The organism is Mesorhizobium sp. M2D.F.Ca.ET.226.01.1.1 (assembly GCF_004022705.2).
GTDB lineage: Bacteria > Pseudomonadota > Alphaproteobacteria > Rhizobiales > Rhizobiaceae > Mesorhizobium.
Window position 1 is genome coordinate 339,492 of the sequence record NZ_RZOY02000007.1, and the last position, 12,321, is coordinate 351,812.

Below are 12,321 nucleotides of genomic sequence, written 5' to 3' on the forward strand. Positions count from 1 at the left end.
TTGCAGGCCTTTGTCTGATATTGCCAAACGTCGGTGTGGGTGGTTCCGGCGGGTTCCCGAGGGGTCGGTCGGAACCACCCGCCCGCATTGTGTCCTTCCCAAGACGGGCCGACTATACGGCGCCGTCTTGCGGTTTCCTTGACCTGGACCAAGCGCTGCCGGCTCGCCGCTGGACGTGTCCCGGACCCGCCCTATAGTTTCGCGAGTGCTGATTTTTCGCGGGAGACAAGGACTTATGAGCCTCGGCAAACACAAACTCGGCAGCCAGGGACTTGAAGTCTCGGCCATCGGCCTCGGCTGCATGGGCATGAGCCAGTCATACGGCCCGGCCGACGAGGCGGAATCGATCGCGACGATCCACCGGGCGATCGAGCTCGGCTGCACCTTTCTCGACACGGCCGAGGTCTACGGACCCTTCGTCAACGAGGAGCTGCTTGGCCGAGCGCTGCAGGGCCGGCGCGACCAGGTGACGATCGCGACCAAGTTCGGCTTCCGCATCGTCGACGGCAAGCAGTCCGGCACCGACAGCCGGCCCGAACACGTCCGCGAGGTGGTCGACGCTTCGCTCCAACGGCTCGCCACCGACCGCATCGACTTGCTTTACCAGCACCGCGTCGATCCAGCGGTGCCGATGGAGGATGTCGCGGGCACGGTCGGCGAATTAGTGGCTGAAGGCAAGGTGCGCTTCTTTGGCCTGTCGGAAGCGGGTATCGCCAACATCCGCCGCGCGCATGCCGTGCATCCGGTCTCGGCGCTGCAGAGCGAATATTCGTTGTGGGAGCGCAACCTCGAGCCCGAGATCATCCCGGCACTGAAGGAGCTGGGCATCGGCCTGGTGCCGTTCGCGCCGCTCGGCCGCGGCTTCCTGGCCGGCGACGTCAAGCGCGCGGAAGACTATCCCGAAGGCGATTTCCGCCGCGGCGACCCGCGCTACCAGGGCGAGAATTTCGACGCCAACGTCGCGGCGGCAGCCACGGTGCGCGACATCGCCGCGGCAAAAGGCGTGAAGCCCGGCCAGATCGCGATCGCCTGGCTGCTTGCCAAAGGCCCTGACTTCGGCATCGACATCGTGCCGATCCCCGGGACCAAGCGGCGGACCTATCTGGAGGAAAATGTCGCTGCGGCGGACATCACGCTCGATGCGACCGAGATGCTGGGGCTCGACATGGCGCTGACGCCCGATAAGGTGTCCGGGCCAAGGTATAACGAGCGCACGATGTCGCTGGTGGACCGGTAGGCGTTTATCCAGTGCCTACTTCTTCTTGCAATCCGCCCTTGCCTCCATCGCTTTCCTCGCCTCGCCCTCACTGGCATATGTCTTCTTGTCGAGATCGACGACAAGCGTGCCGTCGGGCTTCTTCGGCACGATCTCGCACTGCTTCGAGACCGCGTCCCTGGCGACCCAATATTTCTCTGCTGCCATTGCGGGCAGGCTGACGATGCCAGTGGCGAGGATTGCGATGGCGAGGGTGCGGACCATTGCCGGGGCTCCATGGCTCTGATTGGAACGCTGCGGCGGGCGCCCGGTTGAGGCGACTCCGATATGCCGCCATTGGAAAACGCCCCGCCCGCCGCTCTGTTCCGGCGGCTCACCCGCCCGAATGCGGATCGATGCTGTAAGGATATACCGGATAGCCCGGCCCGATCGCCTCGCCGACCCGCTCCACCCAGGCGCTGATCGCCGGATAATCGGCTAGCTCAAAGCCGCAATCCTCGGCGCGATGGCCGTAGGCATAGACGGCGATGTCGGCGATGGTGAGCCTATCGCCGACCAGGAAAGGCGTGTCAGCCAAGCTGCGCTCCAGCGCGCCGAGTGCCCGCACGCACGCCTCCCGCTTGCCGGCAACCAGCGCCTGGTTGCGCTCCAGCCGGCCGGTCAGCGTCCAGAAGCGCAGCGAGCCGATGACAGGCTCGACATAATATTGCTCGAAGAACAGCCATTGCATCACCTTGGCGCGGGCAAGCCGATCCGCCGGCAGATAGGGCGTACCCTCCGCAACGAGGATGAGGATCGCGTTGGACTCGGCGATCGCCTGGCCATTCTCCACCGCAAGCACCGGAACGGCGCCCGCAGGGTTGAGCTTCAGGAAAGCCTCGCTGCGACTTTCGCCCTCGAAGATCGACACCATGCGGGTTTCGTAGGCGATGCCGAGAAGGCCGAGCAGGACGCGAATTTTCCAGGCATTTTGCGACGGGAGATAATCGTAGAGCGTGAGCATGGGTGCGGTCCCTGGTGTGATGGGCATGGCTTCGCATGGGCGATGTCGAGGCACCACCCGATTCAAGCTTCGCAACCCTAAACACCCGGAGTCAGCGCGGGGCGCCCCCCTCTGTCCTGCCGGACATCTCCCCCTCAAGGGGGGAGATTAGCCGTCACGCAGGCTTTCGCCAATCACCAGCGTTGCAGAGAGATGGCCGTCGCCGAAGCTGCCAATCTCCCCCCTTGAGGGGGAGATGTCCGGCACGACAGAGAGGGGGGCTAAAGAACTCGGCCTACCAAGTGGGCCACAGACGCACCTCATCGCCCCGCAATATCCCTGGCCACCGCCCGCGCTTCGATGCCGATCTCGCGCAGCAGGCCGGTAACGGGATTGTGGAATCCGACGAGATAAACGCCGAGCTGAGAGGCCCGCGCGTTCACACCGCTCTTGCCTGGGCTGAGCTCCGCCGGCAGGAAGCCGTCATAGCCCGGACGATAACCGGTGGCGAAAATCGCCGCGTCGAATTTCTTCTCCACGCCATCGACGAATTTCACGCCGGCTCCGGTGAAGCTTGCGATGTCCGGCGCAATGCCGATCCGACCGGCCTTGATCGCCGCCACCGTGCCGATATCGATCACCGGAATGCGTCCGGCCTCGATCCCTTGCAGGATGCCTTGCGTCGGCCGCACGATGCCGTATCGCTCCAGCCGGCCCAGCGCGAGGTCGAGGATTTTCGGGAACATCCAGTCATTGAGGGACCGCGGCATGGTCCGGCTGGCGATGCCCACCATCTGGATCGGCACGCCGAAGAGCTGGCGCGGCACGATGTGGACGCCCTTGCGCACCGAGATGGTCGGGCGGGCGCCGCTCTCGGCAAGATCGAGCGCAATCTCCGCGCCCGTATTCCCCATGCCGATGACCAGCACATCCTTGCCGACATAGGGTGCGGCCTCGGTATAGGCGGCGCTGTGCAGCATTTTTCCCTTGAAGGCCTCGATACCCGGGAAGCGTGGCGTGATCGGCTCGGCATTGTTGCCGGTGGCAACGACCACCTTGCCGGCGTTGAACGGGCCGGCATCGGTCTCGACCAGGAGTTTTCCACCGTCGCGGCGGACGGATTTCACGGTGACGCCGAAGCGCGGCTCGAGGCCGAAACGCTCGGCATAGGTATCGAGATAGGCCACCACTTTTTCGCGCGGCACGTAACGGGGGTGGGTTTTTGGAAATGGCACGAAAGGCAGGGAGGAGAAGGATTTCACCGTGTGCAGATGCAGCCGCCGGTAATGCCGTCGCCAGGACGGCGCAACCTCGCCGGCCTTTTCGAGGATCAGGAAATCCACGCCAGCCTGTTTGAGGCAGGCGGCGACGGCGAGACCGGCGGGGCCGGCGCCGACAATGACGACATTGGTCTCCAAACGCCTTTCCTCCCGCCAAAGCGGCAAAAGCTATGACGGGAGGGGTTGGAGGGACAAGTAGGGAGAAGCACCTATGCTTGACCCTTGTCAGGGCTTTGTCAGGGCGCCGGCGCCTTATCTCCCCCCAGGCGGTTCGACCGAACGCACCCCAACGCGGAACTGTCGGGCCGCTTAGGGAACTGTTTCCAGCCCTCGCGAGTTTTGTCGCCGGCGGATCGCGGTAACTCCTAAATTGAGGATGGTCATGCAAGAGATCGGCGAGTCCAACAGCCCAGTTCAGCCCCTCGATGAGACGGAACAGCAAACCATCATGCGCATTGAGGAAGCTGAGGAACTTATAGAGCAGAACCGCCGACTCATTGAGCGGTCCCGAGAAATCCTTGCGAGCGCACCCGAGCTGGCTGCCGTGGCGGGCAAGGACGCGAGACATAAGGGCGCCGCTCGACGTCGCAGCTAGCCGACTCTTCGCTTACTCCGCCTATCGGCATCGCGAGCGACCCGCGCGCGATGTGGCGCGCCGCACCCCCGCCCCTACGTTGCTCTCGCATCGATCGCCTCTGGCGGGCTTCCCTTGCCAGCGCCATACCAATGTAGCGCCATGCCGCGATCCTACTCTTCAGCGCCGCGTCACCAACTGTTTGGTGCCGCGGGAGAGAAGGGTGATTTCGGCCTCGGTCAGCGTGATCTGATAGCGCTGTGTGGAATTCTTTGAGTAGATGTCGTCAGCAATAATCGAGACGGTCACATCGCCGTTCTCGTCGATCTGCACATCCTCGATCTGCAGCGGCGCTGAGTATAGGGATTTCGGTGATCCTGGCTTTCGCGCAGGCTGAGCAGACAATCGCAATGTGAAAATGTCCCTTGCTGTGCGAGCAATTCGACTGACGCAAAATTGATGCCAGCAATTCGGTCCCGAGATGAGACGTTGGGCTACTCCCACGTTCGTCCTTATGGATACGTGCCTACTATTTCGGCAAGAGCGTATAGTTTCGCCAGCCGGCGCCGCGTTCGCCACCTGACACCTAGCGCCGGTTAGGCCCGGCGGTTATCCATCAACGCTACCCAACGGAACCGCCGGGCTGCTCTTATCGGCAAGTGCCTCGCCGGCGGAATGGCGGCGATCCGCTCTGGATAGCCGATAGCCGCCACGATGCTCGCCAGCGCCGGCCTAGCGATTCTGGCTTACTACCAACGGGTGCGTGCCGATCGTCTCGGCAGAGGCGTATATTTAGGCAAGCCGGTGCCATGTTTCGTTTCTGAGTCCCCGCCGGCTAGGCCCGGCGTTTGCTGGCCTACCCCGTCAGCCTGCCGGGCCGCTCCCGGCTCAGGGACGTCCATCCCTGTGCCATGGGCGAAAAACGGTGGAATGTCATCAACCGTGATCTTTATACAGCCGCGCTAATATACCCTCTGCCACAGCCGGCTCCCCACGCGAGTCGGCTAGGCCCGGCGGTTCATCTAATGCTACCCCAACGCAGAACTGTCGGGCCGCTCTGGGGCGGTGAACGGAAAGGAGGCCGCCTCCACCCCAACCGAAGCAAGGGCGTTGGCCGCCACCTCATTCAGACTGAAGTCCCCCGCTAGCTCGCATCCATGCGGCGAAACATATAGTCCCCAAGCTCATTAGGGTTCCTAACTGACGAGTGAAGTCCCTTGATCGTCGGTTTTCGGAGATGATGCCCGCTGTACCCCCGGCGGGCATCGCTCGTTGGATGGTGTGCAGAACCCTTATGGGAAGGCGTCCAGCCCTTCCGCTGCTCCGGCGTCACTCGTGATACGTGAATTGGAGATTTCGGTCACCGCGGGCGGCGGCACATTTTGCGCTCCTGGATCTGGATCGACCGGCCCTCGCCCCGCTCGGAAGCCGGTGTTCTTTGCTTCCCGCCATGCTTGGCATAATCGCCGAGAAGCGCGCATGCGACTCTGTCTCAAATTGGTTGGTGAAGGGTCCGGTCTGCGATTTTGCCGTGACAACTCGATCGCAGACCGGTGTCCACTCCTGGGTAGAAAATGGGACGGCGCGATAGTAACGCATCGTCACCAAGGCCGCGACGTCAAATGTTGAAACCTTTAGCCGCTTTGCCCACCTGCTCTCGGTGTAAAATTGGCCTGGAACATTTTAGCGAGATTGAATGTTCCAGACTTATGAACAGCCGACATGAACTCTCCGCAGAACAGGTCAGACTCGCCCGGGCCCTCTTGAACTGGTCGCGAGTGCGACTTGCTGCCAAGGCAGCTGGACTCTCACCAGCGCGCGCGCTAGCTGCTATCGCCGCTTGATAAAGCTCCCTGCCCACAAGTTGCGTTTGGCAATTCGGGCTTCTTGCTCCTCGGCAAGGTATCGAGTGTCGGCCACCGCCAATCCGTGTTTCACCAGGTCCCGTCCGAGATCGATGCCTCCCACGAAGCAGACGCCGACGTCGTCGTTGTAACCGTCCTTGCCCTCGATGATGCATGATACATCGCCTGAGGCAATAAGATGTTGGATGTGGTCACGCGCATACTTGCCGCAGGGCCAGATCTTGTCAGCGGCATCAAAACACACCTGCGAAAGTTCGGGGGCATCAAAACCGAGCAATTGAATTCGTTTTTTGTCGTGCCACAGCGTGTCGCCGTCCTCAGCAGACCAATGCTCTGCTGCGGACACAGGGCCACAGGTGAGCACGAAGGCGAGGGTGAGGATCAACCTACACATGGCCGTGCTAAACGCACCCCCCTACGGCAGTGGTACCGGTGTGTCGGCGAGTGTTCTAAGATAGGCGATCACGTTCAACCGGTCGCCCTCATCAGGCACGCCGCGAAAGTCCATGTTGACGCCGGGCGTCGTCAGCGTGGGACCGGCCAGGAAGATGTTCAAGTCCTCGTAGGTCCAGTTTCCCTCCCAGCCCAGCAGGGTCTTGGAGTAGCGCTCGAACTTCGCCGACGCCTTGTCCCGCGCGACGACGTTCCATAGGTTCGGCCCGATGGTAGGAAGTTCCTTTGGCCGCACGACATGGCACGGGGCGCAAGTGCTTTCAAAGAACGCCCCGCCTTTGATGGGATCGCCTTTCGCAAGCCGGGCGGAAATCGGCTCCGGCTTCAAGATGACGACGCCATGCTCCAAAAGGTAGGCGGCGATGTCCTCATGATCGTCATGCTTTGCCAGATGGTAGGCCGTGATGATGCTCGGCCGTTGATTGGGATCGCCCTGGACCCAGATGGCGTTTACGTCAGCGCCGGCCTCGACCAGCACCTTCACGCAGTCGAGGCAGCCACTCGCGACCGCGAGGATCAGCATTGGCTCGCCCCGCGTCTTGTCATTGGCGTCGGCACCATGCGCCAGCAGCAGCCGGATCATATCGGCGGCGTTTTTCAGCACGGCCACGGTCATCGGCCGGCCGAGCTTCGCCTCCTTGTTGACATCGGCACCGCGTTTGATCAGCAGCGCCGCCGCCTCGACGTGGCCGCCGCGCACCGCCAGGAACAGCGGTGTTGCTCCCTTCTCCTGCTCCTCTATCTCAGCGCCTGCATCGAGCGCGGCCGCTATTGCCTTGAGGTCTCCACTCTTGGCCGCGTCGTGGAGCGCACCGCCATGCGCTGTTGTGACGGCACATAGCAAGAGTAGGAAGCTTGTGAATAAGCCCCGCATTTCGGCATCCCTCCGCCGATAGGAAGAAAGATACACCCGATAGGCGCTCGCTCCCAGCATATATTATCGATGACTAATGAATATATTGCCTTGACGACGCTAGCGCCTTAGTCCGCCGCGCGCGGCGCCTCGGGCTCGTCCTCCGGCGGTTCGAGGATCTCGATCAGTTTCGCCACGCGAGTGCCAGGCATGGGGTGCCCCTCATTCACCAACGCCTCGTCGGCGCCGATCCAGGCGAAGGCCTCGCGCAACTCCTCGAGGCTTGCGCCGGTGAGCGCAATGTCGGCGATGACGGCCTCGTCGACCGGTCCAAGCACGGAAATGATCTCGTTGCGGGTCATCTTGTCCTCCCCCATCGGTTGGGATGATTGCCCAAGGAAACGGATGACGGGCGGAGCGGGTTCCGGCGAGGCGTCTCGTAGTCGCCTTCCGCGAAGGACGGATTGCCCGCGCGCTTTGATCTCGCACGAGACAACCGCTATGCACCTCACGGACGGAACTGATCGAGTCCCTCATGAAATTCGCCATTCTGCTTTGCGCCTTGCTCCTTGCCTCTCCTGCCCGGGCAGACTGGAAGCCCATCGAGAAGATCGAGACCTATGCCGTGTCGGGCCAGAGCGCGGAGCAGCTCTATCTGTCGATCGGCGAGAAGGGTCCGGTGGTCGGCGCGGCCGGCAGCGGGCGGCGCGTCATCGCGCACACTTTCTTCAAGCTGACCTGGCAGCGCGACTACCAGCCGCAAGGCAGCGCCTGCGTGCTGAAGTCGGCGCGGCCGAAGCTTATCATCACCTACACGCTGCCGAAGCCGGCCGGAAAGCTGGACCCCGCCCTGCAGGCGCGCTGGGACAGGTTCGCCGCCGGGCTGATCGCGCATGAGAAAGTGCACGGCGCCGACATCGTCGACATGGTCGACAAGATCGTCGCCTTCAGCACCGGCCTCACCGGCGAGAACGATCCCGGCTGCCAAAAGGTCAGGGCGAAGCTGACGGCCTATCTCGACCAGCTCTCCAGGGCGCAGCGCCAGGGCAGCCGCGACTTTGACACGAAAGAGTTCGGCCACGACGGCAAGATGCTGAAGCTGATCGCGGCGTTTCTGAGCGGGGGTTAGGGCAATTCCGGGAAAAGTGTGTGACGGCTTTCCGTCCGGAAGTGCAAGAAACAAAGGGTTAGAGCGCTTCGCCGTTTCCGTGAAACGGTGAAACGCTCTAACGGATTGCCACAAGCTTCGCCGCGTCGCGGATCGCGCGAACGGCGTCCGGATTGACGACGGGATAGCCCGTTATGAAACCCTCGATCGAGAAATCCGGGAAATCGGCATTCAGCCTGGCGACGAAGCCAGCCGCCTCGGCCTCCTCGCCGGCCGCCGCATGGGCGAGCGCTTGAAACATCAGCACGTTGGTGGAATCCGGCGTGCTTCTGCGCAGCGCGGCGATGGCTTCCCGGTACCGGCCGGCCACGAACAGGATACGACCCTGCATGCCGAAATACCAAGGCGGAGCGAGCGGGTTGAGGTGCATTGCGCGCTCCATCAGCGGGATCGCCTCCGCCGGATCGCCGGCGACCAGCGCCCTGCTGCCTGCAAGCAGCGCCAGCGTGTCCGCCTGATTGGAGCCGTATTCGAAGGCGCGACGATAACACCGCTCAGCCGCCGCCAGATCTCCGAGGCAGCCCATGGCATCGCCAAGGCAAACATGCACCGCGCTGTCTGTCGGATCGAGTTGCAGGGCATTCTCGACTGCCATCCGCCATTTCTCGGCTGCCTCCTTTGGTTCACCGCCGAACCCGTTACAGGACTGGATCGAGTAGGCATAGCCGAGTTCGAGCCAGGCCTTGGCCAATGTCGGGTCGAGCTCAAGCGCGCGGGTGAACAGGCGGATGGCTTCCGCATTTCCTTCGCGGCTGAACTTGTTGTGTTGTTCCACGCCGAGCAGATAAAGGTCGTAGGCGCGCAGGCTGGCCGGCAGCTTGCGGCGGATGGCATTGCGGCCGGCCGTGGCGATGGCGCCGAAACAGCCGGCAAGCGCGTTGACAACGCTGTCGGTCAGCCCGTCCTGCAGCGCAAACAAGTTCTCGACCGGACGCTCGAAACGCTCACTCCACAGCCTGAGGCCGGAAGCCGCATCCGCGAGTTCCACGGTCAGGCGTACACGTGTGTCGTCGGCGCGCAGTTGCCCCGATACGAGGTAGGCGGCGCCCAACGCCTTGCCGTCGGCGGCGAAATCAGCGGGCTTGCTGCCCAGCGACTTCATGGCGTGGAAAGCAATGACTGGAATTCCGGCATAGCGGGCGAGATCGATCGTGATGTCAGACGACAGACCTTCGGCGAACCGACGCCAGCTTTCATCGCCGCTCAAACATTCGATGGGAAACACGGCGAGCACCGGCGAGGCGTCGGGCAAGGCTGTCGCGGGCGCCGTGTCGGCGACGGTGCTGATACACCGCGCAAGCGCGACCTTATTGCTAACGCCAAGCTTCTCATAGATCGCCGCCAAATGCGTGCGCACCGTCGACGGCGCTATGAAAAGGACCTGGCCGATCTCGCGATAGGTCATGCCGGCGGCGAACCTCTCCGCCACCGCGCGCTCGCGGTCCGACAACGCCTCCGAGCTCGTCATGATGCGGTTCATGCCCTGTCCTGCCAGCGGACATAGATGCGTTCAATCGTAGAACCATCAAAATACTACAAATGCAGGACCCAAAACACTGCATGCGGCCGATGGTTCGGCAGATCGTGAAGGTTCAGGCTCCCCCTGCCTTCACCAGGGCAGCGCTTCAAACAAGGGAGCCGACCATGAAAACGATGCTGGACACTATATCCGGAATCTACGGCGCCGTGCGGCTCGATCTCAGCGAGCCGCGGGCGGACGCCAACCTGGCCGAGCACCGGCCCGGCCTGTTCGACCTGCTGTCGGCATGGGAGGAGCGGGCGCGGTTTCGTCACGAGCTTGCGATCAGGGCGCGCGAGACACCGCATCTCATCGGCGATATCGGCCTGACGATGGACCAGGTGCGCGATGAGCTCGCCAAGCCCTTGTGGCGCCGGTAGAGCAATTCCAAGAGAAGTGTGAGCGGTTTTCCGTCCGGAATTGCGGAAAAGGAGATAGAGCGGTTCGCCGTTCCGTGAAACGGTGAAACGCTCTAGCCGGAACGGATTCAGCGAAAAATCAGGATTGTTTCAGGACAAACGGACACCCTCGGGACGATGATGGCGTTCATGGGGCGGCACATGGCGCCGACGCCAGCCACGGAGGTCGATCATGCATGCGGGGACCGACACATCATTTGCACCGATGTCGCTGTCGCGGGGTGAAGCACTGAGCATGCTTTCCGCGAGCATCGCGGGACCCTGCTGCGGCGAGGCCAACGAGATGCTGGCCTGGCTTTCCCTGCTGCCGCCCAACGAGACCGCGCCAGGCGAGACACGCGTCGAGCCGAACGCCGCGCAGCGCCGTTCGTGGCTTGGCTTGCTTAGCATCTTTCTGGCTTGACCTTGCCGGGATTTGCCCTCCCAATGAATTCTGCGCAATCAGGCGTGTCGATGGGGCAAGGGCTTGGCGCTACGGATTGGCGGCGCTGTTCTCGATCTTGACCGGGGTACGCTCCGGCGCGACGGCGAGATTGTGCCCATCCGGCCAAAAACCCTGGAGTTGCTCGCCTTCCTGACGCGCAATCCGGGACGGGTGCTGAGCAAGGACGAGCTGATGCAGGCAGTCTGGCCGGGCATCATCGTCACCGAGGATTCGCTCACCCAATCGATCCGCGACGCGCGCAAATCGATCGGCGACGAGGCGCAGGCGCTGATCCGCACGGTACCGCGGCGGGGCTATCTATTCCAGCCGGAGATCGAGGCAGCACCGGCACCCGTCGGCGCTATGCCTGCTGCCCGGGCGGAGCCGATGGTGGCTATCTTGCCGTTCCAGGTCGATCCGCTCGACGGCACCGCCAAGGCATTGTTCGACGGCGCGGTCGAGGAGATCACCAACGCGCTCTCCTACTTCAAGACCGTCGCCGTGCTGGCGCGTCATTCGGCCTTCGCTTTGGCCGAGCATTCACGCGAGGACATCCGGACGACCGCCGAGCGCTTCGGAGCCGACTACGTCGCCGAAGGCAGCGTCGTGACTTCCGAAGCGGAATACAGCGCACGCGTGGTGCTTACCGAGACGGCGTCCGGGCGACGCGTCTGGGGCCAGACCTTCACTTTCGCCAAAGGCGAGATCTTCGCGTTCCAGACGATGGTGGCGCAACGCATCGTGACGGCGCTGGTCGCCAATATCGAAAGCGCGGTGATGCGGCGCGGCCTGCCCGCGGCCGCCGCCAATGTCGAAGCCTATCTGCATTTCCTGCGGGGGAAGGAGCTGCTGCGCAGCTATGGCGAACGGGTCAACCAGGATGCGCGCGAGCATTTCCTCGAGGCGATCGAACTCGATCCTCGTTCTGGCCTGGCGAACGCCTATCTGGCGCTTGCAGATGTCATCATCGGCGGCTACGCCGATTCGCCGCGCGCCGTGCTCGACCAGGCGCGTGACCGCGCGCTGCACGCAATCGCGCTCAGCCCCGACGAGGCGCGATGCCACCGCATGCTGGCGCTAATCTTGCTCTACCGAGGCCACGACGAATACGACGCCGCGGAAAAACATTTCGCCCGAGCGCTCGATCTCAATCCCTATGACGCCGACACGCTGGCCCAAACCGGCTTCTTCCGGGCGCTGCGCGGCGACGGCGAGGCTGGGCTGGCGCTGCTCGACAAGGCCGTCCAGCTCAATCCCATGCATCCGACCTGGTATTATTACGACAGAGGCGAAGCCCTGCTGGCGCTCGGGCGGTATCAGGAAGCGGCCGCGTCCTTCTCATGTCTGCCCCGCAAGAGCGCCTGGCAATGGGCGCGGCTGGCCGCATGCCACGCATTTGCCAGCGACCACGGGAAGGCGCTGGCCTGCGTCATGGAAGGTCGCGCCCTGGAGCCAGACCTCACCATCGCCCAGATCGTCCAAGACATGCGCATGGAACGCGAAGAGGACCGCGAACGACTCCGTCGCGGGCTCGAACTCGCCGGCTGGGACACAGCCATCTAGGCATG

The 12,321-nt window shown here is 63.1% G+C and carries 14 protein-coding genes; 6 read left to right on the forward strand and 8 right to left on the reverse strand.

Annotation, left to right across the window (positions count from 1 at the left end):
* The first annotated feature begins 235 nt into the window (after positions 1-235).
* On the forward strand, positions 236-1,237 hold the full coding sequence (locus EN869_RS18765; protein WP_127226950.1) for an aldo/keto reductase: 1,002 nt from the start codon (positions 236-238) through the stop codon (positions 1,235-1,237).
* Positions 1,238-1,252: 15 nt separating this feature from the next.
* On the opposite strand, the gene EN869_RS18770 is transcribed toward EN869_RS18765, so the two are convergent.
* The 3 genes from EN869_RS18770 to EN869_RS18785 all read right to left on the reverse strand — a co-directional run bounded on the left by EN869_RS18770 (position 1,253) and on the right by EN869_RS18785 (position 3,616).
* Positions 1,253-1,480, reverse strand: coding sequence for a hypothetical protein (locus tag EN869_RS18770; RefSeq protein ID WP_127226949.1), 228 nt, complete (start codon positions 1,478-1,480; stop codon positions 1,253-1,255).
* 109 nt (positions 1,481-1,589) lie between these two features.
* The gene (locus EN869_RS18775; protein ID WP_127226948.1) at positions 1,590-2,219 is read right to left on the reverse strand and encodes a glutathione S-transferase family protein; all 630 of its coding nucleotides are present in this window, start codon (positions 2,217-2,219) and stop codon (positions 1,590-1,592) included.
* Between the two features lie 299 nt (positions 2,220-2,518).
* Entirely contained in the window at positions 2,519-3,616 is a 1,098-nt protein-coding gene (locus EN869_RS18785; RefSeq protein WP_127226947.1) for an NAD(P)/FAD-dependent oxidoreductase, read from the reverse strand.
* Positions 3,617-3,860: 244 nt separating this feature from the next.
* Between EN869_RS18785 and EN869_RS18790 the strand changes: the two genes are divergently transcribed.
* The gene (locus EN869_RS18790; RefSeq protein WP_127226946.1) at positions 3,861-4,073 is read left to right on the forward strand and encodes a hypothetical protein; all 213 of its coding nucleotides are present in this window, start codon (positions 3,861-3,863) and stop codon (positions 4,071-4,073) included.
* A 159-nt stretch (positions 4,074-4,232) separates the two neighbouring features.
* Here EN869_RS18790 and EN869_RS34450 read toward each other — a convergent pair whose 3' ends face one another.
* From EN869_RS34450 to EN869_RS18810, 4 genes are all read right to left on the reverse strand, one after another.
* Positions 4,233-4,385, reverse strand: a complete 153-nt coding sequence (locus tag EN869_RS34450) for a hypothetical protein (protein ID WP_167498511.1) — start codon at positions 4,383-4,385, stop codon at positions 4,233-4,235.
* 1,497 nt (positions 4,386-5,882) lie between these two features.
* A complete protein-coding gene (locus tag EN869_RS18800; protein ID WP_167506919.1) occupies positions 5,883-6,302 on the reverse strand; it encodes a thermonuclease family protein in 420 nt (139 codons plus the stop codon).
* 30 nt (positions 6,303-6,332) lie between these two features.
* Entirely contained in the window at positions 6,333-7,304 is a 972-nt protein-coding gene (locus EN869_RS18805; RefSeq protein ID WP_245489323.1) for an ankyrin repeat domain-containing protein, read from the reverse strand.
* 47 nt (positions 7,305-7,351) lie between these two features.
* Complete coding sequence (locus tag EN869_RS18810; protein ID WP_127226944.1) at positions 7,352-7,585, reverse strand: hypothetical protein; 234 nt, start codon at positions 7,583-7,585, stop codon at positions 7,352-7,354.
* 173 nt (positions 7,586-7,758) lie between these two features.
* On the opposite strand from EN869_RS18810, the gene EN869_RS18815 reads away from it, so the two are divergent.
* A complete protein-coding gene (locus tag EN869_RS18815; protein ID WP_127226943.1) occupies positions 7,759-8,352 on the forward strand; it encodes a DUF922 domain-containing protein in 594 nt (197 codons plus the stop codon).
* Positions 8,353-8,449: 97 nt separating this feature from the next.
* Here EN869_RS18815 and EN869_RS18820 read toward each other — a convergent pair whose 3' ends face one another.
* Positions 8,450-9,871, reverse strand: a complete 1,422-nt coding sequence (locus tag EN869_RS18820) for a LuxR C-terminal-related transcriptional regulator (protein WP_127226942.1) — start codon at positions 9,869-9,871, stop codon at positions 8,450-8,452.
* Between the two features lie 164 nt (positions 9,872-10,035).
* Here EN869_RS18820 and EN869_RS18825 point away from each other — a divergent pair, with 164 nt between their 5' ends.
* The 3 genes from EN869_RS18825 to EN869_RS18835 all read left to right on the forward strand — a co-directional run bounded on the left by EN869_RS18825 (position 10,036) and on the right by EN869_RS18835 (position 12,316).
* Positions 10,036-10,290: a hypothetical protein gene (locus tag EN869_RS18825; protein ID WP_127226941.1), complete on the forward strand. Its 255-nt coding sequence runs from the start codon at positions 10,036-10,038 to the stop codon at positions 10,288-10,290.
* 211 nt (positions 10,291-10,501) lie between these two features.
* A complete protein-coding gene (locus tag EN869_RS18830) occupies positions 10,502-10,732 on the forward strand; it encodes a hypothetical protein (RefSeq protein ID WP_127226940.1) in 231 nt (76 codons plus the stop codon).
* Positions 10,733-10,795: 63 nt separating this feature from the next.
* Entirely contained in the window at positions 10,796-12,316 is a 1,521-nt protein-coding gene (locus EN869_RS18835) for a winged helix-turn-helix domain-containing protein (protein ID WP_167506918.1), read from the forward strand.
* Positions 12,317-12,321 lie beyond the last annotated feature (5 nt).